Origin of the sequence: Kribbella sp. NPDC051718 (assembly GCF_040681515.1) — a bacterium.
Classification (GTDB): Bacteria; Actinomycetota; Actinomycetes; order Propionibacteriales; family Kribbellaceae; genus Kribbella.
In genome coordinates, this window is record NZ_JBFAYZ010000005.1 from 96,932 (window position 1) to 122,714 (window position 25,783).

A 25,783-nucleotide genomic window follows, 5' to 3' on the forward strand; every position below is an offset into this window, starting at 1 on the left:
GTTGTGAGTGAGTGCTCACTCAGTTAGTGTCGATCGAGTGAGTCCACGAGCAACCCCGTTGCCACCCGACGAGCGCCGCGCGGCCATCGTCCAGGCGACCATGCCCTTGCTGGAGAAGTACGGCGTCGACGTCAGCACCCGGCAGATCGCCGAGGCGGCCGGCGTCGCGGAGGGCACCATCTTCCGCGCCTTCGGCAGCAAGGACGCGCTGATCGACGCCACCTTCAAGACCGCGTTCGACGTCGAGCCGTTCCTCGAGGAGCTGGCCGAGGTCGACCGGCTGCTGCCGCTGCGGGAGCGGATGATCGCCGCCGTCGAGATCGCCCAGGGCCGGCTGAGCAAGGTCTTCAAGCTCTTCATGGCCATGCGGATGCACCAACGGCCGGACTGGAAGGGCGCGCCCGAGGAGCGGGACAAGGCGCGCGCCGACGGTCTGCGCGCCGACGCGGCCTTCGCCGACATCCTGAAACCCGACGCCGACCAGTTGCGGCTGACGCCGGACGAGGTCGTCCACCGGCTGCGGCTGATGACGTTCGCCGCCACCCACCCACTGATTTCGGACGGTCGGACCATGACCGCCGAGGAGATCGTCGACTTCGCGCTCGACGGTGTCCGCCTCCACGAACCCGGGGACCGCTGATGCTTCTTCGCCTGTTGCGTACGCACTTACGGCCGTACGCCGGCAACCTGTCCATGGTGGTCGTCCTGCAGTTGATCGGGACGGTCGCCTCTCTCTACCTGCCCAGCCTGAACGGCAAGATCATCGACAACGGCGTCGCCAAGGGCGATACCGGCTACATCGTCCGCAACGGCGGCTGGATGCTGGGCATCAGCCTGGCGCAGATCGTCTGTACGGTCGCAGCGGTCTACTTTGGCGCGAAGACGGCCGCCCTGTTCGGCCGGGATGTCCGCGCGGCCGTGTTCCACCGGGTCGGTGAGTTCTCGGCCCGCGAGGTCAACCAGTTCGGTGCGCCGACGCTGATCTCCCGGAGTACGAACGACGTCACCCAGGTACAGATGCTGGTCGTGACGACCTGCACGATGCTGGTCGCGGCGCCGATCACGATGATCGGCGGCATCTTCATGGCGGTCCGCGAGGACGCCGGCCTGTCCTGGCTGGTGGCCGTCGCCGTGCCGCTGCTGGCCGCGTCGATCGGGCTGATCGCCAGCCGGATGGTGCCGCAGTTCCGCAAGATGCAGGTCAACATCGACGCGGTCAACCGGGTGCTGCGCGAGCAGATCTCCGGTATCCGGGTGGTCCGGGCCTTCGTCCGCGAGCCGCACGAGACGCAGCGCTTCGGTGAGGCCAACACCAACGTCACCAACACCGCCATCTCGGCGGGCCGGCTGATGGCGCTGGTCTTCCCGGTCGTGATGCTGATCCTGAACATGTCCACCGTCGCGGTGCTCTGGTTCGGCGCCTCCCGGGTGGAGAGCGGCGCGATGCTGGTCGGCCAGCTGACCGCGTTCATCAGCTACCTGATCCAGATCCTGTTCTCGGTGATGATGGCGACCTTCGTGCTGATCATGGTGCCGCGCGCCGCGGTCTGCGCGGACCGGATCAGCGAGGTACTGGACACGGAGTCCTCGGTCCGCCCGCCGGTCACGCCGATCAAGAACTTCATCGGCCACGGCGAGCTGGTCTTCGACGACGCGACCTTCCAGTACCCCGGTGCCGCCGAGCCCGTACTACGAGATGTCTCCTTCACCGCATCGCCCGGCCAGACGACGGCCATCATCGGTAGTACCGGCGCAGGCAAGACGACCCTGCTCTCGCTGGTACCGCGGCTCTTCGACGCCACCGATGGCCGCGTGCTGGTCGACGGTATCGACGTACGCGACATCGAGCCCGAAGCACTGTGGGAGCGGATCGGCCTGGTCCCGCAGCGTCCGTACCTGTTCTCGGGCACCGTCGCCAGCAACCTGCGTTACGGCAATCCCGAGGCCACCGACGAGGAGCTCTGGGAGGCGCTGGAGATTGCCCAGGGCAAGGACTTCGTCGAGTCGATGGCACTCGGCCTCGAGGCGCCGATCTCGCAGGGCGGGACGAACGTGTCCGGTGGTCAGCGGCAGCGGCTGGCGATCGCCCGGGCGCTGGTCCGCAAGCCGGAGATCTACCTGTTCGACGACTCGTTCTCCGCGCTCGACCTGTCCACCGACGCCCGGCTCCGGGCCGCGCTGAGACCGGTCACCGCGCAGGCGTGCGTGGTGATCGTCGCGCAGCGGGTGTCCACGATCATCGACGCCGACCAGATCATCGTGCTCGAGGACGGCGCGATCGTCGGCAAGGGCAGCCATCACGAACTACTCCAGAGTTGTCCGACGTACGTCGAGATCGTGGAGTCCCAGCGGTCCGCGGAGGAAGCAGCATGACCGATCAGACCGTGGTAGAAACCCCCGGCGAGGACCAGCCGGCCGAGACGGTCAAGGCGACCGAGCGCCCGACCACCGGGCGCGCCTTCGGCCCACCCGGTGGCATTCCGGGGGACAAGTCGATGAACTTCGTCCCGTCCGCCAAGCGGCTGCTCCGGCGGCTGCGGCCGCACCGGCTGCAGGTGGGCGGCGTGATCCTGCTCGCGATCGCCAGCGTCGGGCTGTCGGTGATCGGCCCGAAGATCCTCGGCCGCGCCACCGACATCATCTTCGCCGGCGCGATCGGCAAGCTGCTGCCCAAGGAGCAGACCAAGCAACAGCTGATCGACCAGCTCCGGGCCTCCGGCGACAACCGCAAGGCCGACCTGCTGGGCGGCATCGACCTGATCCCCGGTGTCGGCATCGACTTCGATGCCCTGCGCAACGTGTTGATGCTGGTGCTGGCCCTGTACGTCGGTTCGTTCCTGCTGTCGTGGATGCAGGGCTTCATCCTGAACGGCGTGGTCCAGCGGACCGTGTTCGAGCTGCGCTCCGAGGTGGAGGACAAGCTCAACCGGCTGCCGCTGAGCTACTTCGACGGAGCCCCCCGTGGTGAGCTGCTGAGCCGGGTCACCAACGACATCGACAACATCTCGACCAGCCTGCAGCAGACGCTGAGCCAGTTGCTCACCTCGCTGCTGACGGTGGTCGGCGTGATTACGCTGATGTTCGTGATCTCGCCGGTACTGGCCCTGATCGCCCTCGTCACGGTGCCGATCTCGATGATCCTGACCGCGGTGATCGCGAAGCGGTCACAAGGCCGGTTCGTCGCCCAGTGGCGGCACACCGGCGCGCTGAACGGCCAGATCGAGGAAGCCTTCACCGGCCACGAGCTGGTCAAGGTGTTCGGCCGGCAGAAGGAGATCGAGGCGAGCTTCGCGCAGAAGAACGAGGAGCTCTACCAGGCCTCGTTCGGGGCGCAGTTCATCTCCGGCCTGATCATGCCGACGATGATGTTCATCGGGAACCTGAACTACGTGGTGATCGCGGTGCTCGGCGGGCTGCGGGTCGCCAACGGCTCGATGTCGCTGGGTGACGTCCAGGCGTTCATCCAGTACTCCCGCCAGTTCACCCAGCCGCTCACCCAGGTGGCGTCGATGGCGAACCTGCTGCAGTCCGGCGTCGCCTCGGCCGAGCGGGTGTTCGAAGTACTGGACGCCGTGGAGCAGGTGCCGGAGGACAAGACGCCGGCCAAGCTGAACGACTCGCACGGGCGGGTCGAGTTCGAGCACGTGTCGTTCTCGTACACGGCGGACAAGCCGCTGATCACCGACCTGAGCCTGGTCGCCGAGCCGGGCCAGACGGTCGCGATCGTCGGCCCGACCGGGGCCGGCAAGACGACGCTGGTCAATCTGATCATGCGGTTCTACGAGCTGAACGGCGGCCGGATCACGCTGGACGGCGTCGACATCACCGAGCTGACCCGGCACGACCTGCGCCGGCGGATCGGGATGGTGCTGCAGGACACCTGGCTGTTCGGCGGCACGATCCGCGACAACATCCTGTACGGCAATCTGAACGCGACCGAACAGGACATGCTCGCCGCCGCCAAGGCGACGTACGTCGACCGCTTCGTGCACAGCCTGCCGGACGGCTACGACACGGTCATCGACGAGGAAGGCAGCAACGTCAGCGCCGGTGAGAAGCAGCTGCTCACCATCGCCCGGGCCTTCCTGTCCGACCCGCAACTGCTCATCCTCGACGAGGCCACCAGCTCGGTCGACACCCGCACGGAGGTCCTGGTCCAGCGGGCCATGGCCGCCCTGCGCTCCGACCGGACCAGCTTCGTCATCGCCCACCGCCTGTCCACGATCCGCGACGCGGACCTGATCCTGGTGATGGAGAACGGCTCCATCGTCGAACAGGGCAACCACGCCCAGCTCCTGGCAGTCGACGGCGCCTATGCCCGCCTGTACAACGCCCAGTTCAGCGGGGCGGTAGCCAACATCGACGAGGAGCTGGCGGCAATCCCAGCCCCGGTCCCGGCCGGGCCACCGGCCGCCTGGGACGAGGACGAAGACGACTTCACTCCCTAGAAAGTCCCTAGAAACTCCCTGGAACCGACGGAGGGGACCTCTCTTGCCGAGAGGTCCCCTCCGTCGGTTTCTACAGACCGCGGGCCAGGCGCCGTACTGCCAGCTCCGCGAGGAGGGCGGCGGCGTCGGGGAGGACGGAGTCGTCGAAGTCGGCCAAGGGGGAGTGGTTGTCGGCGGCGGCCTCGGGGTCGGGGGCGGCGCAGGCGCTGAGGTTGACGTAGGCGCCGGGGACCTCGTTGAGGACGAACGACATGTCTTCGGCGCCGCACTCGGCGTGGGCGCGTTCGCGGAAGCGGGTGGGGCCGAAGAGGTCGACGATCGCCTGGCGGGCGAAGGCGTACTCGGCGGCGTCGTTGACGGTGACCGGATAGCCGACGCGGTAGTCGGCCTCGACGGTCAGGCCGTGGGCGGCGGCGATGTGCTCGACCAGGCGGACGCTCGACTCCTGGACCTTCGCCTGCGACTCGACCGAGAAGCTGCGGATGGTCGCGTCGAAGAAGGCGTCGTCGGGGATGATGTTCTCCTTGGTGCCGCCGGCGATCTTGCCGACCGTCAGCACGATCGGGTCGAACACGTCGAACTGCCGGGTCACCATCGTCTGCAGCGCGCCGACGATCTCGCACAGCACCGGGATCGGGTCCTTGCCGCGATAAGGCTCCGAACCATGCGCACCGGCTCCGACCACGCGCACACTCAGTTGATCAGCGGCCGCCATCAACGGTCCCGCCTTGCTGCTCCAGACGCCAAGCGGGTCACCCGACGACTGGACATGCAGACAGTACGCCGAGTCGACGCGGCGCCCGGCAGCCTCGAGCAGGCCTTCGCGGATCATGATCGGCGCTCCGCCGGTCGTCTCCTCGCCGGGCTGGAACATGAACACGACATCGCCCGCGAGCTGATCGCGCAGCTCGTGCAGGATCTTCACCGCGCCGACCAGGCCGGCCACGTGCAGGTCGTGCCCGCAGGCGTGCATCAAGCCGACATGAGTCGACTTGAACGGCACGTCGACCCGTTCGGTCACCGGCAGCGCGTCCATGTCGCCACGCAACAGCACGACGGGGCCGGGGCCGGCGCCACCTCGTAGTACGGCGGTGACCGAGGACAGCTCCTTGCCCAGGGTGATCTCCAGGTCGAGGCCCTCGAGTGCCTGCAGGATCAGGCCCTGGGTCTTGGGGAGATCGAGGTCGTACTCCGGTACCTGGTGCAGGGCGCGGCGCAGGTCGATGATGCCCTCGCCGTACTTCCCGGCGAGCTCGAGCGTGCGAGTCATGCGGTTTCCTTCGGGCCGAGGTTGAGCGCGGACATCACGCGCTGGGCGCTGCCGCCGAGCTCGAGCAGTTCGACCAGGTCGAGCCACTTCTCGGGGTCGTGCACCTGGGTCGGCATCGCCGCGTCGAAGCTGCCCACCGGTGCGTCCTTGGCGACCGCGACGACCTTCGGCGCGACGTCGAGGTAGTCGCTCGCGTCGAGGATCTTGCGCTTGACCGACGGCGACATCGGCGTACTCGGGTCGGCGGCGGCCTTCCGGATGGAGGCGAGGTCACCGTACGCCGTGATCAGCGAGGCGGCCGTCTTGTCACCGACACCCTTGACACCGGGCAGCCCGTCCGACGCGTCGCCACGGAGGGTCGCGTAGTCGGCGTACCGGTTGGCGGGGATCTCGTACTTCGCGAGCAGCGCCTTCTCGTCGTACACGTCCGCGCGGCCAACGCCCTTGGCGGCCGTGTAGATGATCCGGATACCGCGCGAGTCGTCGATCAACTGGAACAGATCCCGGTCGCCGGTGACCACGTCGACCGGCATCGTCGCCTGGTGCGACAGCGTCCCGATCACGTCGTCGGCCTCATGGTCGGCCGCCCCGACGATCGCGATACCGAGCGCCTCCAGGCAGGCGCGGATGTACGGCACCTGCAGCTCGAGCCGGTCCGGCACGTCCTCGACCTGCTCACCACCCGTGGCGACGAACTCGACCCGCTGCGCCTTGTACGACGGAATCAGCGCGACCCGCCACGACGGCCGCCAGTTGTCGTCCCAGCAGGCGACGATATGCGTCGGCCGATGGTTCTCCACCAGCCGCGCGATGAAGTCGAGCAGCCCCCGGATCGCGTTCGTCGGCGTACCGTCCGCAGCCTTCATCGTGTCCGGCACCCCGAAGAACGCCCGGAAGTACAAGGACGCCGTATCCAGCAACATCAACCTCTCAGCCATGCCGCCGATGCTTTCACATCCCAGGCCCGCCCGGTCCAGCGCTGGGCGCCTGCTGCTGGGGAACGGTTTCTCAGAGTAAGGTCTGCGCATGGAGGACCTGGATCGGAAGATTGTCGCGTTGCTCGCTTCTGATGGGCGGATGAGCTTCACCGACCTGGGGAAGGCGACCGGGCTGTCGACGTCGGCGGTGCACCAGCGGGTGAAGCGGCTGGAGCAGCGCGGGATCATCCTGGGGTATGCGGCAACCATCGACCACACGGCGCTCGACCTGCCGTTGACCGCGCTGATCTCGATCCGGCCGATCGATCCCTCCCAGCCGGACGACTCGCCCGAGCGGTTGCGGGAGGTTCCCGAGATCGAGTCGTGCTACTCGGTGGCCGGCGACTCCAGCTACATCCTGATCGTCCGGGTCGCGACGCCGTACGCGTTGGAGCAGTTGCTGGCCGTCATCCGCGCCCGCGCGAACGTCTCCACCACGACCACGATCGTGCTCAGCACGCCGTACGAGCGGCGCCCACCCGCGCTCTAGTCTTTCTGCGCGAACAGCGACAGGTACTTCCGGCCCGGCTTGTCCCCAGGCTCGATCAGCTCAGCGGTAACCGTGAACCCGGCGGCCTGGACTGCGGCGACGATGCGCTCAGGTGGCTGGATGAACGACTCGTAGGAGACCGGTATGCCGCCGTAGCCCTCGGTCGGCTTCCGGTGCTCCTCCACGCCCGCGTGGCTCCCGATCAGCAACCGGCCGCCGGGCGACAGGATCCGGTGAAACCCGGCCAGGACCCCAGGCAGCTCAACCGGCGGCAGATGGTGAATCGAGTACCACGCGACGAGCCCGCCAAGCGAGCAGTCGCCCAGCTCGAGCGAGGTCATCGAGCCCACCTCGAACCGCAGCGTCGGGTACGCCGTACGCGCAATCTCAACCATCCGCGGCGACAGGTCAATCCCGTGGACGTCCATCCCCAGCGACGCGAGATAGCTCGTGATGTTGCCCGGCCCGCAGCCGATCTCGGCGGCCGGCCCGTTGACCAGCTCCGCGAACGCGCCGAGCACCGCCCGCATCATCGGCAGCCCTTCGAGCTTCCCCGCGATGAACTCCGCGTAGCTCTCGGCGACAGCGTCGTACGACGCCCTGGTGGCGGCAAGGAGGTCAGTCACGCCGAGGAGGTTAGTCCGTCTCCCGCTGATGCTCGGTGCCGGTGTCGAAGAACGTGTCCAGGTAGGGCTCGGGCGCCAGCGGGCTGCTGCGGATCAGCGAGTAGACCTCGGTGCCCTGCAGGATCTGGGTCACTTCGTCGCCGAGGTAGAAGCATTGAGCCAGCCCGAGGTAGGCCCAGTCGGTGTCCTCGATGTAGTCGAGCGCCTCGTTCTCCGCCAGCGCGATCGCCGCGTCGAAGTCGTCCGCCCGCCAGAGCGTGATCCGCTCCTCGTACGGCGAATCGTCCGCCCTGATCCCGTTCAGCTGGAAGATGCAGCGCACGCTGTACCACCCCATCGAACCCACCCCCCATTCCCCTGTCCGACGACATTAGCGCCTCCGGCCTATTCCCTGCCGGGAATTGCCGCACCGATCGCCGCGTCGAAGGATTGCGAGCATGAACGAGACGATGAAGAGCTACCACGTGACCGCCGGCCAGGGGATCGGCGAGCTCGAGACCAGGCAACGGCCCGTACCCGAGCCCGGCCCCGGCCAGATCCTCGTCCGGATGCGCGCGAGCGCGCTCAGCATGCGTGAACTGAAGGTCCTCGAAGGCGACTACCCGCTGCCGATCACCCCAGGCGTCGTCGCCGGCTGCGAAGGCGTCGGCGAGGTCGTCGCGCTCGGCGACGCGGTCCGCCGCATCAAGATCGGTGAGCGCGTCGCGGCCGCGGTCTTCCCGCAATGGATCGACGGCCCGTTCCAGTTCGAGTACGCAGCCCAGCTCGGCTCATCACTCGACGGCGTGTTCACCGAGTACGCCGTACTGCCCGAGTCCGGCGTCGTCCCCATCCCCGAGCACCTCTCGTACGACGAAGCCGCCGCCCTCCCACTGATCGGCCTGACCGCCTGGAACGCATTGACCGGCGGCCAAGGGCTGATCGCGGGGGAGACCGTCCTGACCCTGGGCTCCGGCGCCGTCAGCCTGTTCGCGCTGCAACTGGCGAAGCTCGCCGGCGCCGACGTGATCGCGACGTCATCCAGCCCGGCGAAGGCTGACCGCCTGAAGGCGCTCGGCGCGAACGCCGTCGTCGACTACAGCAAGAACCCGCACTGGTACGAGGAGGTCCGCGCCCTCACCGGCGGGCGAGGCGTCGACCATGTGATCGACATCGCAGGCGTACTCGACCAGTCCGTCAGAGCGGTCGCCCAAGGCGGCGAGGTCACTCTGGTCGGCGCCAGCCAAGGCAAGGCCGCGAACGCAGAACCGTTGTCGGCAGCAACGATCTTCCGCTCCGGCGCCACCCTCCGCCCGATGGCGGTCGGCAGCCGCCGCCAGTTCCTGGAGCTCAACCGCTTGGTCGCGGCGACCACCATGCGCCCGGTGATCGACCGCGTCATCGGCTTCGACGATCTCGCCGAGGCCATCGCCTACTACCGCACCGGCAACCCGTTCGGCCGCGTCATCATCAGCCACGGGTAGGTAGTGCCTCCGCTGGTGCCGTCATCCCCTGTCGAACGACACCAGCGGAAAACGTCAGTTGATCTGGAGGAGCTTCTGGGCCTCGGCGGCGTCGCGGGAGGCGGCGGCCTGCTTCTCGGCCTGGGCCAGGGAGTCGCCGGCGTGCTGCTTCCACCAGTTCTGGCCCTCGACCGGGAGAGTGTCGATCGGGTCGTAGTACTCGTAGGTGCGGTTCAACGCCTCCGGGTCCTGCTGCTCGATCCCGGTGCGGTAGTTCTTCTTCCAGTACGAGATGCCGCGGACCTCGTCGTACTCCGACAACTGGTGCACCCAGCGCTTGCCGACGTACGGGACGTCGCAGACGATGCGGGGAGTCGCGAAGCCGGGCAGATAGCCGAGGATGCCGTGCTGCAGGTGCTGGGCGTCCTTGACGGAGACCCGCCAGTGCTCCGAGAACGGGATCATGTCGCACATGTAGAAGTAGTACGGCGTGATGGTCGCGCCGTCGAGGAGTGCGAAACACAGGTCGAGCAGCTGCGGCACGGAGTCGTTGACGCCGCGCATCAGCACGCCCTGGTTGCGGACGTCACGCAGACCGGCCTCGAACATCGCCTTCGTCGCCTCGGCCACCAGCGGCGTCACCGACTGGGCGGCGTTCACGTGGGTGTGCATCGCGATCATCACGCCACGCTTGCGGCCGAGCTGCGCGACCCGCTCGACGCCGGCCCGGACGTCGTCCGACAGCCAGTGCTGCGGCATCCCCATCAGCGCCTTGGTGGCGAGCCGGATGTCGCGGATGTTCTCGATCTCCAGCAGGCTGGTCAGGAAGGACTCCAGCCGCGGCCAGGGCATGTTCGCCACGTCGCCACCGGACACCACGACGTCGCGGACGCCGGGGGAGCGGCGCAGGTAGTCGAGCATGTCGTCGAGGCGCTGCTGCGGCTTGATGGTGAACTTCAGCTTGTCGATCACCGGGGTCGAGTTCCCGACCAGGTCCATCCGCGTGCAGTGCCCGCAGTACTGCGGGCACGTCGGCAGGATCTCCGCCAGAACCTTGGTCGGGTACCGGTGGGTCAACCCCTCCGTGGCCCACATCTCGTGCTCATGCAGTGAGTCCCTCGTCGCGTGCGGGTGGGACGGCCAGTCAGCGCGGCGGTCGCTGAACATCGGCAGCATGTAGCGGCGAACCGGATCGGCGTAGAACGCCTCGGTGTAGTCGTGCCCGGCGGCGGCGCCGTCGGGCACGATCGTGTTGAGCATCTGCGGCGGCAGCAGCATCGACATCGTCGCGCGCTCGGCCTGGTCGCGGCTCAGGTCCTCGTAGGCGCGCTCCTCGAGCAGGTCGCCCATCACGTCACGCAACTGCTTCACGTTCTTCACGCAGTGCGAGCGCTGCCACTGCACCGAGCGCCACTCCTCGGCGGTGGTGTCCTTGAAGCCCGGCATCCGGGTCCAGTCAGGCTCGACGAGGTCGGCCCGGCGGTACGCGTACGGCTGCCCGTTCTGTTCGGCAACTGCAAGCTCCGGGCTGATCAGATCGGTCACGAGTCCTCCTGGGGGCTCCACGACGGTGTCGGTCTCATGTGAGGATAGCGATAGAAGTTACGGTAGATCCAATAGAACACCGCAATATTTCCGCCACATACTCGCAACACTGCTATTTTGCCCGTCGCCACCCAAGGAGTTCCCGTGCCCGACAGCACCGGTTCGCCGGTCGGACTGCATCGTGTGATCGCACCCGCCGGAGTGTTACCGCAGGCCGCCCAGCAGCTGGATGCCCGTCCCGAGCTGTGGCCCGACGAGGTGCGGATCTCGGTCGAGCGGCTGAATCTGGACGCCGCGTCCTACCGGCAGCTGGCCGAGGCACACGACGGCGACGGCGAGGCGGTCAAACAGTCCGTACTCCGGATCGTCGCCGAGCGCGGCAAGATGCAGAACCCGGTCACCGGCTCGGGCGGCATGCTCGTCGGTACCGTCGACGAGGTCGGCCCGGATTCGCCGCTCGGCGTCGCGAAGGGTGACCGAGTCGCCACGCTGGTGTCGCTGACACTGACCCCGCTGCAGATCACCGACGGTCTGGCCGACTGGGACGGTCGCAGCGAGCAGGTGCCGGCCAAGGGGCACGCGATCCTCTTCGCCCGGTCGATCGTGGCGAAGCTCCCGGACGACCTCGTCCCGGAGCTCTCGCTGGCGGTGATGGATGTCTGTGGAGCACCGGCGCTGACGGCTCGCGTGGTGCGCTCATATGTCGACAAAGGCATAAAGCCTGTCGTGTCAGTAATTGGCGGCGCAGGTAAATCCGGCTCACTCTCGCTGGCCGCGGCCCGTGACGCCGGGGCAGCGCGGACGATCGGCATCATCCCGTTCCAGGCCGAGGCCGACAAGCTCGACAAGTCCGGCCTGGCCGACGCGGTCGCCCTCGCCGACGCCCGCGACCCGGTGGCACTCGCGAAGGCGGTGGCCGGCGCGCTGGAGGCTGTCGAATCCGCTGGCGGCGGGGCCGCGGGAGCGGCCGACGGTTCCGCGGGGACCGCTGACATCACGGTCGTTTGCGTCGATGTCCCCGGTTGCGAGCACGGTGCTGTGTTGTCGACGAAGGCTGGTGGGACGGTCATCTTCTTCTCGATGGCGACCTCCTTCTCCGCCGCCGCGCTCGGCGCCGAGGGACTGGCGGCCGACGTGACGATGCTGGTCGGCAACGGATACGTGCCAGGCCACGCGGAGTACGCGCTGAAGCTGTTGCGGGACGAGCCGGGTGTCCGTGAATTGTTCGAGGGCAGGCTGGCGGAGGATTAACCCCGTGCGCACACTTCTGACGAACGGTTCCGTCTACTCACCCGCCGACCCCCACGCCACCGCGATCGCCTTCGACGACGGTGTGGTCACCTGGCTCGGCGACGACATCAGCGCCGCGTCCTACGCGAACGGTGCCGACGAGGTCATCGACCTGCAGGGCAAGCTCGTCGCGCCCGCCTTCGTCGACGCGCACATCCACACCGCGCAGACCGGCGCCCTGCTCACCGGCCTCGACCTCACCGGCACGACGAACCTCGCCGCAGCCCTCGACCGCCTCGCCACCTTCGCCGCCAAACTTTCAGCCGACGCCGTGATCGACGGCTCCGGCTGGGACGAGACGAAGTGGCCTGAGCACCGTCCGCCGACCTCCGAGGAACTGGACCGAGCGGCAGGCGGCCGCCGCGTCTACCTCTCCCGCGTCGACGGCCACTCCGGCGTCATCTCGTCCTCGCTCGCCGCAGCAGTCCCCAACCTGACGAACCAGGCCGGCTACGACGCCACCGGCCGGGTAGAACGCGACGCCCACCACGACGTCCGCGACGCCCTGAGCGAATTGGTCGGCCCCGAGCAACGCCTGGCCGATTCGCGAGCAGCAGTGAGGGCAATGGCCGAGCGCGGCGTCGGCGCCTTCCACGAAATGGCCGCGCCGCACATCGGCCCGCTCTGGGAGTTGCCGCTCGTCCGCCAGGCCGCCGACGAATTGGGGCTCTCGGCAACCTTGTACTGGGGTGAGCCCGGCGTCTTCGACAACGTCACCACCTACGGCCTGGCCGGATTGGCAGGCGACCTGAACGCCGACGGCGCCCTCGGCTCCCGCACGGCCGCCCTGCGAGCGCCGTACGAGGATCTGGCCGATCACCGCGGTCACGCCTACCTGACGGCCGAGCAGATCGCCGAGCACGTGATCGCGTGCACCGAGAAGAACATCCAGGCGGGCTTCCACTGCATCGGTGACCTGGCGCTCGACAACATCGCGCGCGGCTTCGAGCTGGCCGCCGAGAAGGTCGGCGTGCAGGCACTTGTGGCCGCACGGCACCGGCTCGAACATGTCGAAATGGTCGACGACGCCGCCATCGCGACGCTCGCTCGTTGCGGCGTGGTCGCCAGCGTCCAGCCGATGTTCGATCGCCTCTGGGGCGGACCGAGCGACATGTACGCCGAACGCGTAGGCGACCGTTGGTCGGGCATGAACCCGTTCGGGTCGCTGGCCCGCTCGGGCGTAGTACTGGCGTTCGGATCAGACTCCCCCGTGACCGAGGTCGGCCCCTGGGAAGCGGTGCGGGCGGCCGCCTTCCACCATGAGGCCGGCCAGCGCATCACCGTGCGAGCCGCCTTCGCCGCCCACACCCGTGGCGGCTGGCGAGCGGCTGGGATCGACGACGCCGGCGTGCTCGCGCCGGGAACCGCCGCGACGTACGCGATCTGGGAGAGCGACGCCGACCTGGTCGTGCAGACCCCGGACGACCGGGTTGCCGCCTGGTCGACCGACCCGCGCGCCGGCGTACCGGTTCTGCCGGATCTGAGTGACGACGCACCCGTACCGACCTGCCGGCGGACCGTAGTAGGCGGTCGTGTCGTGTATGAATCCGAAGGATGGTCATCGTGACCCGTGCAGTGAAGAAGCTCGACCTCGACCCGGTCACCGTGCGCAAGGCGCGCAGCCTGGCCCGCAAGGCGGGGCGGCCGATCGTGAACATCGCCAAGCAGCACACCACGGTCTCGGTCGAGCGGGCCGTACTCCGGCTGGCAGGCCTGGCGGGAGCCGACACCGAGGGCATCCCCTGGGTGAACCGGCTCGCCGACACCGTCCGGGCCGATGTCGGCCTGGAGCACGGACTCGCGTTGCCGGTCTGGGACGCGTTGCTCCGAGGCGAGGCCGAGGACCTGTCCGTCCTGGCGCAGAAGGCGGCGTCCGGGTCGGTCACCTTCCGGCTGCCCGAGGGGCGCGACGCAGTACGCGCAAAGGCAGCGTCGCGGAAGGCAGCGGCCGCGGGGCTCAAGCTGGTGGACGGCCGGCGCCGTGAGCGAGACCGGCTGATCAAGAAGCACGGCGATCCGGAGCAGCGGCCGTGGATCTACCTGATCGTCGCCACCGGCGACATCTATGAAGACATCCCGCAGGCGCAGGCGGCGGCGAGGGCGGGCGCGGACATCATCGCGGTGATCCGCTCGACCGGACAGTCCCTGCTCGACTACGTACCCGAAGGCGCGACCCGCGAAGGCTTCGCCGGTACCTACGCGACGCAGGAGAACTTCCGCCTGATGCGAGCGGCGCTGGACGAGTCGTCGCGCGAACTCGGCCGGTACATCCGGCTCACCAACTACGCGTCCGGCCTGTGCATGCCGGAGATCGCCACGCTGGCCGGCCTGCAGCGGCTGGACATGATGCTGAACGACTCGATGTACGGGATCCTGTTCCGCGACATCAACCCGATCCGTACCTTCGTGGACCAGCGGTTCAGCCGGCAGATCCACGCCCGCGCCGGGATCATCATCAACACCGGCGAGGACAACTACCTGACCACCGCCGACGCGGTCGACGCCGCGCACACGGTGACGGTGTCGCAGTTGCTGAACGAGTACTTCGCCAAGGAGGCGGGGCTCGAGGACTGGCAGCTCGGGCTGGGCCACGCCTTCGAGATCACCCCGGAGATCCCGGACTCGTTCCGGCTCGAGCTTGCGCACGCGATGCTTGCCCGGCAACTCTTCCCGGACGCGCCGCTGAAGTGGATGCCGCCGACCCGGCACATGACCGGCGACGTCTTCCGCGGCTACCTGCTCGACGGCTTCTTCAACCTGGTCGGTGCGATGACCGGGCAGGGCATCCTGCTGGTCGGGATGATGACCGAGGCGGTCGTCACCCCGTGGATCTCGGACCGCGACCTGGCCCTGCAGAACGTCCGCTACGTATTGGGTGCCGCAGGCAACCTTCATGAGGACTTCCATCCGGCGCCGAACGGCTTCATCGCGAACCGGGCCCGGCAGGTGCTGGGGGAGTCGGTCGAGCTGCTGGAGCGGATCGTCGACGACGGCCTGCTGAACGCGATCGGCGACGGCACCTTCGGCCTGATGAAGCGGCCGCAGGACGCCGGTCGCGGACTCGACGGCGTGGCACGACGTTCGTCGGAGTACTACAACCCAGCCATCGAGCTTCTCGAGGAGGCGCAGTGAGCATCATCCGGCCGTACGGAGACACCACCGGGGACGGGATGGTGCAGATGTCGTTCACGCTGCCGATCCCGCACGACAAGCGCGCCGAGGGTGCGGCGATCCAGCTCGCCAACAAGATGGGGATGGATCCCGCGCTGGTCGTGCACGCCAAGCCGATGGGACCGGACTTCACCTTCTTCGTCGTGTACGGGCCGGTGAACCACCTGGTCGACACCGACAAGGTCGAGGTGATCGAGCGCGACTACCCACTGCTCTCCCCGAAGGACGCGAACCTGGCGATCCGCAAGGGCCTGCGACGCCGGCTCACCGTCGTGGGCGCGTGTATCGGCACCGACGCGCACACCGTCGGCATCGACGCGATCATGAACATCAAGGGGTTCGCGGGGGAGAAGGGGCTGGAGTACTACCGGGAGCTGAAGGTGGTCAACCTCGGCGCCCAGGTCGCGGTACCGGAGCTGGTCCGCCGGGCCAAGGCCGAGAAGGCGGACGCGATCCTGGTGTCGCAGGTCGTCACCCAGCGGGAGGCGCACGTGCTCAACACCAAGGAGATGTCGGCCGCCTTCCGCGAGGCGTACGCCGAGGACGCCCGTCCCGTATTGGTTGCCGGTGGCCCCCGTTTCACCGAGGCGATGGCGCCGGAGCTCGGCGTCGACCGGGTGTTCGGCCGCGGTACCACTCCTGGCGAAGTGGCCAGCTATCTCGTCGATGCCCTCGTCACCCGTCGCAAGCACGCAGCCGTTCGGAGAAGTGCATGACCAAGGCAACTATCGGCCTGACCGCAACCCACCGTCGCTACGTCCCGTACAGCCACGCGCACTACGCGGGCAACCTGGTCGACGGCGCGTATGTCCTCGGCCTGTTCGGCGACGTCGCGACAGAGGTGTGCATCCAGGCCGACGGAGATGAAGGACTTTTCGCTTCCTACTCGGACGTGCAGTTCCTGCAGCCGTTGCGGGCCGGTGACATCGTGGAGGTGAAGGCAACGATCTCGCGGGTCGGCAACCGCAGTCGCGAGCTCGAGTTCGTCGCCACGGTGGTCTGCCGTGGCCGCACGGATCTGTCGGAGTCGGCGGCCGAGGTACTGGCCGAACCGCTTGTGATCACGCGCGCAACCGGCACCGTCGTCGTACCGGTCGCGTGACGATTAGTTGCCCTGGGTAACGATTACGTGGAGTGCCGAGACGGCTCTGTAACGTGACATCGGTGGCGGCTGCTCGTTTGTCCTGTCAGGGCAGCCAAATGTGTTACAACGACTTCAAGTCAGCGCCGGAAAGGTTGACAGGGCGGCGGCGAACGAGCATCGTTTTGGGAGTCGTCACCACCCGTTTCATCAACGGTTCAAAGAAGTTCGGCCACCGGATGATCCCGCGACGCTGACCAGGCCAGTGCCAGGCTTGAGTCGACGGGGGCTGAGATCGCCGGTGGTTAGCCCCCCGCGGGGCAGAGGTGGAAGAGGCTCGGCGCCCAGTAGACAACAACCGGGTGGCTCGCATCCAGCGGGTCGACGGTTGGTCCGAAGGAGCGCCGAGCCTCTTTCCTTTTGCCCTGCCACTCCGGCCGGATATATCTGCGCCTACCAGACGTTGTACGGTCGTCCGACCGGTGGTGAGGCGAAGGGGCGTGGTTGTGGAGCGGCTTAAGGCATTGGTGCGCATCTTGCCGAGGGTGGCCGTCGCGGTTGGCGCGGGCGCGCTGCTCGGGCTGGCCTATCAACCGCACGACCATCCGTGGCTGGCGATCGCCGCCGTACCGCTGCTGCTCGCGATGCTGAACGGCGTCTCGATGAAGGGCGGCTTCCTGGTCGGCGCCGGCTTCGGGATCACGTACTACGCCGTACTGGTTCCGTGGCTGACCGTGATCGGGGGCGACGCAGCGATCGCGCTGGCCATCCTCGAAGGGCTCTTCTACGGAGTCTTCGGGGCGCTGGCGAGCCAGACCCTGAAGCACAAACTCTGGATTCTCTGGGTGCCGTGCCTGTGGGTGGCCACCGAGTATGCGACCGGCTCCGTCCCGTTCGGCGGCTTCCCGTGGGGCCGGCTGGCCTGGGCTTTCGCCGACTCCCCACTGGGCAAGCTCGCCTCCCTGGTCGGGATCGCCGGCCTGAGCTTCGTCATCGCCTTGCTGGGCGTTCTCGTGTACGCCGTCCTGCGTCGCCGCAGCGCCATCGGCCTGCGCGCGGTCAGCCTGGTCGCCGGGATCGCGATCGTCGGCCTCAGCTCGCTCGTCACGCTCTCCACCGACGGCAACGGCAAGACCGTCACCGCGGCGATGATCCAGGGCAACGTGCCCGGCAAGGGGCTGGAGTTCCTCGGCCGGGCCCGGACCGTCACCAAGAACCACATGAACGCGACCCTCGACCTGGAGAAGCAGGTGGAGGCCGGCTCGCAGGTCAAGCCCGACCTGGTCATCTGGCCGGAGAACTCGACCGACATCGATCCGTACAAGGACTTCGAGACCAAGCAGGACATCGAGACGGCGGTCCAGGCGGTCAAGGTGCCGATCCTGGTCGGCGCGGTGACCGAGGGGCCCGGCCCGAACGAGCGCCAGACCACCGGCATCGTCTGGGATCCGGCGACCGGTCCCGGCCAGCGGTACGCGAAGCGCCACCCGGTGCCGTTCGGTGAGTACATCCCGTTCCGCGACCAACTGCTGCCCTACATCAAGCGGCTCGAGATGATCGGCCGGCAGACCATCCCCGGCGTCGGTCCCGGGCTGATGCCGATCAAGGGCGTCATGTACGGCGATCTGATCTGCTTCGAGCTCGCCTACGACAACGTGGTGTCGGACGTGGCCAAGGGTGGCGCGCAGATCCTGATCGTGCAGACCAACAACGCGACCTACGGCGACACCGGGCAGCCGGAGCAGCAGTTCGCGATCACCCGGATGCGCGCGATCGAGACCGGCCGGACCGTGCTGATCGCCTCGACCAGCGGCATCTCGGGCGTGATCAACCCCGACGGCAAGGTCGAGCACAAGTCGGGTCAGTTCGTCCCGGACGTGTACGTCGCCAAGGTTCCGGTCCGCGATCAGAAGACGCCGGCCACCACGCTGGGCGGCTGGCCGCAGGGGATCTTGACCGGCCTGGGCATCCTTGGAGCAGTACTGGCGTTGCTGGCCCGGCGCAAGCCACGCACCGAGGACCCTGGCAACCCGCCCGCAGCGACCCCGGATCGTGAAAAGGTTCCCGTCTAGGAATCATGAAGAAGGTGTGGAAGATGCCCTGGTTCGTCGCAGTCGCGTTGCTGGTCGTCCCGGTGGCCGAGATCTACGTCATCATCCAGGTGGGTCAGGCGATCGGTGGCTGGCCTACTGTCGCTCTGTTGCTGGTCGAGAGCGCGCTCGGCGCCTGGCTGATCAAGCGGGAGGGCCGGCGGGCCTGGAAGGCGCTGCAGCAGGCCACCGAGACCGCCCGGATGCCCACCCGGGAGCTCGCCGACGCGGCGCTCGTCCTGGTCGGTGGCACGCTGCTGCTGACGCCGGGCTTCATCACCGACATCTTCGGGTTCTTCTTCGTACTGCCGTTCACCCGGCCGCTCGCGCGCAAGGCGCTGGCCGCGTTCCTGAGCCGCCGGGTTGCCGCCCAACTGGGCGGCAACCCGATCACTGGCTTCATGCCGGGCACCTTCCGGCCGCCGACTGCCGAGGACGCCGACCGCGCGCAGCGTGAACGCGCGGCCCGCGACGACGTAGTACAGGGCGAAGTCATCGATCCGGAAAAGCCACAAGACAAGTAGGTCAGTCGGCTGGGTCGACCGCCACGCCGGTCGGCGACTCGACCACCGAGTCGGGCGTCGGGGTGTCGTCGGTTCCCGGCGCGGTCGCCCGGCGGATGCCGATCGCGCCGATCACCGTGGCGACCACCTCGATCAGCGTCATCCAGATCCAGACCCGCTGACCGATGTGCTCGAACAGCAGCACGCCGAGCACGGGGCCGACTGTCGCGCCGAGGCCGAACATGGTCTGCATCGCCCCGATGTACCGGCCGCGCAGATGCGGCGGCGCGATCATGCCCGGGTAGGCGAACATCGTCGGCACTCCGACGATCTCCGACAGCGTCCAGAACAGCGTGCCCAGGATCAGGAACACCGGCAGCATGTCGATCGCGTACATCGCATAGCCCAGCGCCACCAGTGTGAAGCCGGTCAGTTGCACCACCCGGATCGGCCAGCCCTGGACGAACTTGGTCGCGATCATCTGGCAGGTCGCGCAGATGATCGCGTTCATCGTGATCAGCGCGCCGTACCACCAGATGCTCTGCCCGGCCGCCTTGATCGCGAGGGGGAGGGCAGCCGTGTACTGGACGTAGACGACGGCCTGGAGGAAGAACGCGACCATGAACAGCGAGTACCGGTAGTCGCGGAGGACGTCCACGTACCGCCCGCGGATCGGCGGATCGGCAGCCTCAGCCTTCTCCTTGGCAGCCGCAGCGCTGCGATCCGGTTTGGGCAGCGCGACGAGTGCGATCACACCGAAGGCGAGAACGGCCAGCGCCTCGGCCCAGAACAGCAGGTTGTACGAGATCTCGGCCAGCGCGACGCCGATCAGCGGCGCGACGGTGGTGCCGAGGTTCACGCAGAGCATGTACATCGCGGTGACCATTACCAGCTTGTCCGGCGGGGTCAGCTGGGTGATCATCGACTGCGCCGCCGGCCGATAGAACTGACCGACCGCGCTGACCAGCAGGACGGCCAGCAGGATCAGCGGGTAGTACTTGATGTAGATCAGCGACGCGATCAGGACCGCGGATCCCATCATCGAGATCACCGTCGCCGACCGCGGGCTGAGCCGGTCGCTGAGCCAGCCGCCGATCGCAGTGCCGAGCACCGCGCCCGCGCCGTAGACGCCGAGCGCCCAGCCGGCCTGGCTGCCCGAGAACCCGCGATGGGTCAGGAACAGGACCAGGAAAATCTGCAAGAACGAGGCGAGCTTGCTGACGAACACACCGGCCAGCAGCGCCTTGGCCTCGCGTGGAGTCTGTCGCCAGGTCTCGAACACCCCCGGTCGAGCCTTCGTCCCCGCGTCGTCCGCTACCTCACCGCTCATCGGCGATTCACCTTTCTGTTCCCCCACACCCAGCGACTGGCGCTGCTCTGGTTACTGAGGGCGCGACGGGGCCCAGCTGATACAGATCCGGCGTACTGCCCGTTGAGGCACGGCCGAGCGGCACGCGCCCGCGTGTATCAGAACTGGCCGGTCTCGCGCCTCTTCAAGTCTGAAGGCGTTGCGGAGCGGGGGTGCCTGGAGCCCGCGCGTCCACCTAGGAGGGGAACCCGGATATGCCAGATGAGGTAACTCAAACGATTGAAGAGCTGGGCGAGGATTTTGTCCAGAGGCAAGCGCACTATCTTCGCCGGTTCCGCGGCGAGGGCCCGGTGCACGAGGTGATCTTCCCGCACGGCGCGAAGGTCTGGCTGGTGACGCGGTACGCCGACTGCAAGATGCTGGCGCTCGACCCGCGCGTCGGCAAGGACGGCCGCCGGCTGAACGAGATGTATGCCAAGCACTCCACGCTGAGCTCGCCGATGCACTCGACCAGGGACGAGGACGAAGAGGCCGAGCCCGGCTTCGACGACGAGCTGGCCGCGCACGTCCTGAACAGCGACCCGCCCAACCACACCCGGCTGCGCAAGCTGGCCATCAAGGCGGTGACGCCGGCCCGCCAGGAGGCGTTGCGCCCGAAGGTCGAGCTGGCCGTCGAGCGGTTGCTGGACAAGCTCGAGGCGGCGCCGGTCGTCGACCTGCTGGCCGAGTTCGCCTGGCCGTTGCCGCTGGGCACGATCTGCGACCTGTTCGCCATGCCGGAAGAGGACCGGGAGAACTTCCGCAAGTGGTCGGGCACGCTGACCGGTGCCGGCCAGGACCCCGAAGAGGTCGCGTCGGCGTCGAAGAACATGACCGAGTACGCGAACGCGCTGATCGACGCCCGCCGGGAGAACCCGGGCGACGACATGATCAGCGAGATGCTGAAGATGGACATCGACGGCGATCAGCTCACCCAGAGCGAGATGGTCGGGATGATCTTCATCGTCGTGACCGCGGGCCACGTCACCACGGTCCACTCGATCGGCAACGGCGTCTTCAACCTGCTCACCCACCCCGAGGAGCTGGACAAGCTGCGGGCGGATCCGTCGCTGATCCCGGCGGCGGTGGACGAGCTGATGCGCTACGACCCGGCCGCGTCGGTCGGGACCTTCCGGTTCACCAAGGCCGAGATCGAGGTCGGCGGCGTGGTCATCCCCAAGGACCAGATCCTGGCCCTGTCCTGGGGATCGGCGAACCGCGACGAGACCAAGTTCGAGGACCCGGACCGGCTCGACGTCACCCGCTGCCCGCAGGGCACCTTCTCCTTCGGGCACGGCGTGCACTACTGCATCGGGATCCCGATGGCCAAGATGCAGATCGAGATCGCGCTGGACCGGCTGCTCGCCCGCTACCCGCACCTGCGGCTGGCAGTACCGGCCGATGACGTGCGGTGGACGAGCAGTGCCCTGTTGCACGGCTTGGCGGGGCTACCGGTGTCGGTCTCGCCGCCGGATCAGGCTTGAGGTAGTTCTTGGCGGGGCCACCAACCCGCCCGGAACAGACTGAACGGGCCCGTCACCACCTTCGTGGTGACGGGCCCGTTCGGGTTTTGTCAGGCGCTGCGCTTGCCGGTCGCCCGAGGGGCGCGGTGCAGGTGCGCCGGGCCGATCTCGCCGGACCTCAGCAACGCCACGCGCTCGGCGAGCAGCTCCTCCAGCTCGGAGATGCTGCGACGCTCGCGCAGCATGTCCCAGTGCGTCCGGGCCGGCTTCTCCTGCTTCGGCTCCGGCTTCTCACCGGTCGAGCGGGCGGCCTCGCTGCCGCAGTGCGGGCACTCCCAGATCGCGGGCACCTCGGCGTCGTGCGCCATCGTGACCTCGACCACGTGCCCCCGCGGGCAGTCGTAAGTGATCATCTGGCGCGGCGCGAACTCGACGCCGCGGTCATCCTCGAAGCTGACCCCACCCAGCCCCGAACCACGCAGAACGCGATTAGACATGTCAAACCTCCGAGATTCGTCATCCGAGACAACGGTCGGCCGACCCGGATCATTCCCATTTTGGCATGCCCGAGCTCCAGGTACGCACCTGACAGCACCGTCATCACGCCCTGTCATCAGGTGTTCACGAATCACTGTGTGTCGCAGACCACAGCCATCGCGCCGCCCGATCTTCACAGCCAGTTGCCAGGAAGGCCCGATCCATTCCTCAGTTACGGGCCCTAGCGTCTGCGTCCGTGACCAAAGCCAGTCTCCTCCCACGGCACAAACTCCGTGGCCTCAGCATGCTGAACGTCGCCCTGGTGGCGATCGTTCTGGCCATTGCAACAGCCGCCTACCTGCTTTTCTTCCGCGGCGAGTCGGAAGCGGCCGGTACCACCCGCCCGACGGTGACCGTCGCGCGCGGCGACGTGACCGCGGGGGTGAGTTCGAGCGGCACCCTGCAGAGTTCGCAGACGGCATCCCCGCAGTTCGCGACGTCGGGCACGGTGACCGCGGTCCTGGTGAAGGTGGGCCAGGTGGTGGCCAAGGGCGCGGCGATCGCGCGGATCGATCCGGCGGCCGCGGAGCGCGAAGTACGGATCGCCGAGCAGAACCAGATCGCCGCGGCGAACTCGGTCACCGCCGCCCAGGAAAGCCTGGACGACGCCGAGGACGCGAAGGAAGCCGCTGACGAGGCAGCGGCCGAGCCGACGCCCACGCCGACCCCGGGGGAGCAGACCCAAACCCAGACACAGAGCCAGGGTCAGAGTCCCGAGGTCGCGGTCTCGAACGCCGAGGCGAGCCTGGCGCGTGCGAAGGCGGACAAGGAGCAGGCCGACCAGAACCTCGAGGCCGCCCAGTCCGACGTCACCAACACCACGTTGAAGGCGCCGATCGCGGGAACGATCACCGCGATCAACGGCTCGGTCGGCTCTGTCGCGGGTGGCTCGAGCGGGTCGGGTTCGACGGGCTCGACAGGTACCGGCACGACCGGGCAGGGCTCGACCGGCGGCAGCGCCACGACGAGCAGCGCGGCCGGTACCGGCTTCGTCGACATCTCCGATCTCAAGACGCTGCAGGTGGTCGCGTCCTTCCCCGAGGCGGACGCGGTCAAGATCAAGGCCAAGCAGGCCGCCACGGTCACCCTCAACGCCGAGCCGGGCAGCACGCTCACGGCGACGCTGACCTCGGTCTCGCCGACTCCCACGACGACGAACGGTGTGGTCTCGTACTCGGCGACCTTCACGCTGGCCAAGGTGCCGGCGTCGGCGCGGATCGGGCAGACCGCGAACGTGACCGTGCAGACGGCCAAGGCGACGAACGTCCTCTACGTGCCCACGACCTCGATCGTGACCAGCGGGACTGCGCACACGGTGACGATGGCCAATGGAGCCGGTAGCCGCGAGGTGCAGATCGGTGTCCAGGGCGGAAGCTTCACGCAGATCACGTCGGGGCTCGACGAGGGCGACCAGATCGAGCTGATCCAGGGTGTGATCGGTACAGGGGGCACCGGGCAGGGCGCTGGTCAGGGGCGGACCGGAGCGGGCGGCACGGGGCAGTTCCCGGGCGGCGGTACCGGGCAGTTCCCGGGTGCCGGTACCGGCGCAGGTACTGGTGCGGGGGCGAACCGTGGCCGCTGATGGCCTGATCGAGATCCGGGGCGTCACCAAGACCTACGGCATGGGCGAGACCGCTGTGCACGCGTTGCGCGGGGTGTCGCTGCGGGTGGATGCCGGCGAGTACGTCGCGGTGATGGGCTCGTCCGGATCCGGCAAATCGACCTTGATGAACATCCTCGGCTGCCTCGACGTACCGAGCCGCGGCGAGTACTGGCTGGACGGTACCGATGTGGCCCGGCTGTCGGAGGACCAGCAGGCGCTCGTGCGCGGGCGCAAGATCGGGTTCATCTTCCAGTCGTTCAACCTGATCCCGCGGACCTCGGCGCTGGCGAATGTGGAGCTGCCGCTGACTTATGCGCACCTGAAGAAGGCTGAGCGGCGCCGGCGTGCGCGTCGGGCGCTGGAGCTGGTCGGGCTCTCGGATCGCGAGGACCATCGGCCGAATCAGCTGTCCGGTGGGCAGCAGCAGCGGGTGGCGATCGCGCGGGCGCTGGCGACCGGGCCGCGGATCCTGCTCGCCGACGAGCCGACCGGCAACCTGGATGCTCATTCGACGGACGAAGTACTGGGCATGTTCGACGAGCTGAATGCCGAGGGCCGGACCGTCGTCGTGATCACCCACGAGGACGAGGTGGCCAGGCGGGCGCGGCGGCTGATCCGGGTCGCGGACGGGCGGATCGTCGCCGACGAGGTGACCGGCTGATGTCTCCTCGCGACTTGCTCGGGGCCGCTCTGCGCGGTCTCGGCGCGAACAAGCTGCGCTCGCTGCTCACTGTGCTCGGTGTCGCCATCGGCGTCGGTGCCGTCATCGTGCTGGTTGCCGTCGGCAATGGTTCTGGGAAGGCGGTGCAGGACCGGCTGGAAGCGCTCGGTACCAACCTGCTGACCGTCTCGACGACCGGGGGAGGTGGCGGCTTCGCGCGCGGCCAGGCCGGTCCGTCGGCGCAGCAGTACAGCCTGACGATGGCCGATGCCGACGCGCTCGGCGACGACCGGCTCGCTCCCGACGTCGCGGCCGTGGCGCCGGTGATGACGGCCACCGGTGGGACGGCGACCAACGGCGACGTCAGCTATTCCGTCAGCCAGTTGATCGGGACGACGCCGGAGTACCTGCCGGCGACGAACACGCCGGTCGGGGTCGGCCGGGCGTTCACCAAGCAGGACGTCGACAGCTCGCAGCGGGTCGTGCTGCTCGGGCAGACGGCGGCTACCGAGCTGTTCGGCCGGGCCAACTCGGCGGTCGGGCAGACGATCAAACTGGGCGCGGTCGAGTTCGACGTTTTGGGTGTGCTGGCGGCCAAGGACGCGGCCGGGTTCACCGATCCGAACGCGACTGTGATCGTGCCGATCACGACCCTGCGGGAGACGCAGGCCGGCTATGGCGCGCTCTCGCAGATCGTCGTCCAGGCGACCAGCAAGGAACGGGTCGACACCGCGCAGGCCGAGGTCACGCAGCTGCTGACGGCGCGGCATCAGGTGCCTGCCACGACGACGTCGCCGTTCCGGATCCAGAACTCCGCGCAGATCCTGCAGACCAGCCAGGACACGGCCGCGACGTTCACCGCGCTGCTGGCGACGGTGGCGGCGATCAGCCTGATCGTCGGCGGGATCGGCGTCACCAACATCATGCTCGTCACCGTCACCGAGCGGACCCGCGAGATCGGGATCCGCAAGGCGCTCGGTGCCCGGCGGCGGACCATCCTCGGTCAGTTCCTGATCGAGGCGACGCTGCTCAGCCTGATCGGCGGGGCCGTCGGCGTGGTCGCGGCGCTGATCGTCAGCCGGTTCCAGCTGGCCGGAGTACAGCCGGTGCTGGTGCCTTCCTCGATCGCTCTGGCCTTCGGCGTGTCCGCCGCCGTCGGCCTGTTCTTCGGCAGTATGCCCGCCCATCGGGCTGCCGGTCTCCGTCCCATCGATGCACTCCGCCACGAGTAAGAAGGA

23 protein-coding genes are annotated in these 25,783 nt (G+C 68.1%); 16 read left to right on the forward strand and 7 right to left on the reverse strand.

Translation table 11 applies throughout. The annotated features are described in order from the left end of the window. The first annotated feature begins 37 nt into the window (after nucleotides 1–37). The 3 genes from AB0M15_RS19690 to AB0M15_RS19700 are packed head-to-tail and all read left to right on the forward strand — an operon-like array spanning nucleotide 38 to nucleotide 4,448. The gene (locus AB0M15_RS19690) at nucleotides 38–640 is read left to right on the forward strand and encodes a helix-turn-helix domain-containing protein (protein WP_363820549.1); all 603 of its coding nucleotides are present in this window, start codon (nucleotides 38–40) and stop codon (nucleotides 638–640) included. Then, nucleotides 640–2,373, forward strand: coding sequence for an ABC transporter ATP-binding protein (locus AB0M15_RS19695; protein ID WP_363820553.1), 1,734 nt, complete (start codon nucleotides 640–642; stop codon nucleotides 2,371–2,373). The genes AB0M15_RS19690 and AB0M15_RS19695 overlap by 1 nt, the downstream gene beginning before the upstream one ends. Beyond that, nucleotides 2,370–4,448: an ABC transporter ATP-binding protein gene (locus tag AB0M15_RS19700; protein WP_363820555.1), complete on the forward strand. Its 2,079-nt coding sequence runs from the start codon at nucleotides 2,370–2,372 to the stop codon at nucleotides 4,446–4,448. The genes AB0M15_RS19695 and AB0M15_RS19700 overlap by 4 nt, the downstream gene beginning before the upstream one ends. A 70-nt stretch (nucleotides 4,449–4,518) precedes the next feature. Here AB0M15_RS19700 and AB0M15_RS19705 read toward each other — a convergent pair whose 3' ends face one another. Together AB0M15_RS19705 and AB0M15_RS19710 are read right to left on the reverse strand one after the other, a co-directional pair. Beyond that, nucleotides 4,519–5,718 (reverse strand): M20 family metallopeptidase, encoded by a 1,200-nt coding sequence (locus tag AB0M15_RS19705; RefSeq protein ID WP_363820558.1) that lies wholly within the window; start codon nucleotides 5,716–5,718, stop codon nucleotides 4,519–4,521. Then, nucleotides 5,715–6,641, reverse strand: a complete 927-nt coding sequence (locus tag AB0M15_RS19710) for a 5'-3' exonuclease H3TH domain-containing protein (RefSeq protein ID WP_363822279.1) — start codon at nucleotides 6,639–6,641, stop codon at nucleotides 5,715–5,717. The genes AB0M15_RS19705 and AB0M15_RS19710 overlap by 4 nt, the downstream gene beginning before the upstream one ends. Nucleotides 6,642–6,744: 103 nt before the next feature. Here AB0M15_RS19710 and AB0M15_RS19715 point away from each other — a divergent pair, with 103 nt between their 5' ends. Beyond that, nucleotides 6,745–7,185 carry an Lrp/AsnC family transcriptional regulator gene (locus tag AB0M15_RS19715; RefSeq protein ID WP_343971963.1) on the forward strand — a complete coding sequence of 147 codons (441 nt, stop codon included), beginning with the start codon at nucleotides 6,745–6,747 and terminating at the stop codon, nucleotides 7,183–7,185. On the opposite strand, the gene AB0M15_RS19720 is transcribed toward AB0M15_RS19715, so the two are convergent. Together AB0M15_RS19720 and AB0M15_RS19725 are read right to left on the reverse strand one after the other, a co-directional pair. Continuing rightward, the gene (locus tag AB0M15_RS19720) at nucleotides 7,182–7,811 is read right to left on the reverse strand and encodes a methyltransferase domain-containing protein (protein WP_363820561.1); all 630 of its coding nucleotides are present in this window, start codon (nucleotides 7,809–7,811) and stop codon (nucleotides 7,182–7,184) included. The genes AB0M15_RS19715 and AB0M15_RS19720 overlap by 4 nt on opposite strands. 10 nt (nucleotides 7,812–7,821) lie before the next feature. Next, complete coding sequence (locus tag AB0M15_RS19725; RefSeq protein ID WP_363820564.1) at nucleotides 7,822–8,148, reverse strand: DUF4288 domain-containing protein; 327 nt, start codon at nucleotides 8,146–8,148, stop codon at nucleotides 7,822–7,824. Nucleotides 8,149–8,248: 100 nt separating this feature from the next. On the opposite strand from AB0M15_RS19725, the gene AB0M15_RS19730 reads away from it, so the two are divergent. Continuing rightward, entirely contained in the window at nucleotides 8,249–9,274 is a 1,026-nt protein-coding gene (locus AB0M15_RS19730; RefSeq protein ID WP_363820566.1) for an NAD(P)-dependent alcohol dehydrogenase, read from the forward strand. 54 nt (nucleotides 9,275–9,328) lie between these two features. On the opposite strand, the gene AB0M15_RS19735 is transcribed toward AB0M15_RS19730, so the two are convergent. After that, nucleotides 9,329–10,798 (reverse strand): lysine 2,3-aminomutase, encoded by a 1,470-nt coding sequence (locus AB0M15_RS19735; RefSeq protein ID WP_363820568.1) that lies wholly within the window; start codon nucleotides 10,796–10,798, stop codon nucleotides 9,329–9,331. A gap of 144 nt (nucleotides 10,799–10,942) precedes the next feature. Here AB0M15_RS19735 and AB0M15_RS19740 point away from each other — a divergent pair, with 144 nt between their 5' ends. The 7 genes from AB0M15_RS19740 to AB0M15_RS19770 all read left to right on the forward strand — a co-directional run bounded on the left by AB0M15_RS19740 (nucleotide 10,943) and on the right by AB0M15_RS19770 (nucleotide 18,954). Then, nucleotides 10,943–12,049, forward strand: coding sequence for an L-erythro-3,5-diaminohexanoate dehydrogenase (locus AB0M15_RS19740; protein WP_363820570.1), 1,107 nt, complete (start codon nucleotides 10,943–10,945; stop codon nucleotides 12,047–12,049). A 4-nt stretch (nucleotides 12,050–12,053) separates the two neighbouring features. Beyond that, entirely contained in the window at nucleotides 12,054–13,655 is a 1,602-nt protein-coding gene (locus AB0M15_RS19745; RefSeq protein ID WP_363820573.1) for an amidohydrolase, read from the forward strand. After that, nucleotides 13,643–15,220 (forward strand): lysine 5,6-aminomutase subunit alpha, encoded by a 1,578-nt coding sequence (locus tag AB0M15_RS19750; protein ID WP_363820577.1) that lies wholly within the window; start codon nucleotides 13,643–13,645, stop codon nucleotides 15,218–15,220. Before AB0M15_RS19745 ends, AB0M15_RS19750 begins: the two co-directional genes overlap by 13 nt. Next, entirely contained in the window at nucleotides 15,217–15,975 is a 759-nt protein-coding gene (locus AB0M15_RS19755; RefSeq protein ID WP_363820582.1) for an OAM dimerization domain-containing protein, read from the forward strand. Before AB0M15_RS19750 ends, AB0M15_RS19755 begins: the two co-directional genes overlap by 4 nt. Next, nucleotides 15,972–16,361 carry a hotdog domain-containing protein gene (locus tag AB0M15_RS19760; protein ID WP_363820586.1) on the forward strand — a complete coding sequence of 130 codons (390 nt, stop codon included), beginning with the start codon at nucleotides 15,972–15,974 and terminating at the stop codon, nucleotides 16,359–16,361. The genes AB0M15_RS19755 and AB0M15_RS19760 overlap by 4 nt, the downstream gene beginning before the upstream one ends. A 524-nt stretch (nucleotides 16,362–16,885) precedes the next feature. Beyond that, a complete protein-coding gene (gene lnt / locus AB0M15_RS19765) occupies nucleotides 16,886–18,412 on the forward strand; it encodes an apolipoprotein N-acyltransferase (RefSeq protein WP_363820589.1) in 1,527 nt (508 codons plus the stop codon). Between the two features lie 5 nt (nucleotides 18,413–18,417). Next, a complete protein-coding gene (locus AB0M15_RS19770; protein ID WP_363820591.1) occupies nucleotides 18,418–18,954 on the forward strand; it encodes an FxsA family protein in 537 nt (178 codons plus the stop codon). 1 nt (nucleotide 18,955) lies between these two features. Here AB0M15_RS19770 and AB0M15_RS19775 read toward each other — a convergent pair whose 3' ends face one another. Further along, entirely contained in the window at nucleotides 18,956–20,263 is a 1,308-nt protein-coding gene (locus AB0M15_RS19775; protein ID WP_363820594.1) for an MFS transporter, read from the reverse strand. 329 nt (nucleotides 20,264–20,592) lie between these two features. On the opposite strand from AB0M15_RS19775, the gene AB0M15_RS19780 reads away from it, so the two are divergent. Further along, nucleotides 20,593–21,765, forward strand: a complete 1,173-nt coding sequence (locus tag AB0M15_RS19780; RefSeq protein ID WP_363820597.1) for a cytochrome P450 — start codon at nucleotides 20,593–20,595, stop codon at nucleotides 21,763–21,765. Nucleotides 21,766–21,854: 89 nt separating this feature from the next. On the opposite strand, the gene AB0M15_RS19785 is transcribed toward AB0M15_RS19780, so the two are convergent. Further along, nucleotides 21,855–22,241, reverse strand: a complete 387-nt coding sequence (locus AB0M15_RS19785) for an RNA polymerase-binding protein RbpA (RefSeq protein ID WP_328323489.1) — start codon at nucleotides 22,239–22,241, stop codon at nucleotides 21,855–21,857. Between the two features lie 236 nt (nucleotides 22,242–22,477). Between AB0M15_RS19785 and AB0M15_RS19790 the strand changes: the two genes are divergently transcribed. From AB0M15_RS19790 to AB0M15_RS19800, 3 genes are read left to right on the forward strand one after another with little or no spacing between them, the layout of a single operon-like run. Continuing rightward, nucleotides 22,478–23,863: an HlyD family efflux transporter periplasmic adaptor subunit gene (locus tag AB0M15_RS19790; protein WP_363820602.1), complete on the forward strand. Its 1,386-nt coding sequence runs from the start codon at nucleotides 22,478–22,480 to the stop codon at nucleotides 23,861–23,863. Then, the gene (locus AB0M15_RS19795) at nucleotides 23,853–24,545 is read left to right on the forward strand and encodes an ABC transporter ATP-binding protein (protein ID WP_363820605.1); all 693 of its coding nucleotides are present in this window, start codon (nucleotides 23,853–23,855) and stop codon (nucleotides 24,543–24,545) included. The genes AB0M15_RS19790 and AB0M15_RS19795 overlap by 11 nt, the downstream gene beginning before the upstream one ends. After that, a complete protein-coding gene (locus AB0M15_RS19800) occupies nucleotides 24,545–25,777 on the forward strand; it encodes an ABC transporter permease (protein WP_363820608.1) in 1,233 nt (410 codons plus the stop codon). The genes AB0M15_RS19795 and AB0M15_RS19800 overlap by 1 nt, the downstream gene beginning before the upstream one ends. The last annotated feature ends 6 nt before the right edge of the window (nucleotides 25,778–25,783 follow it).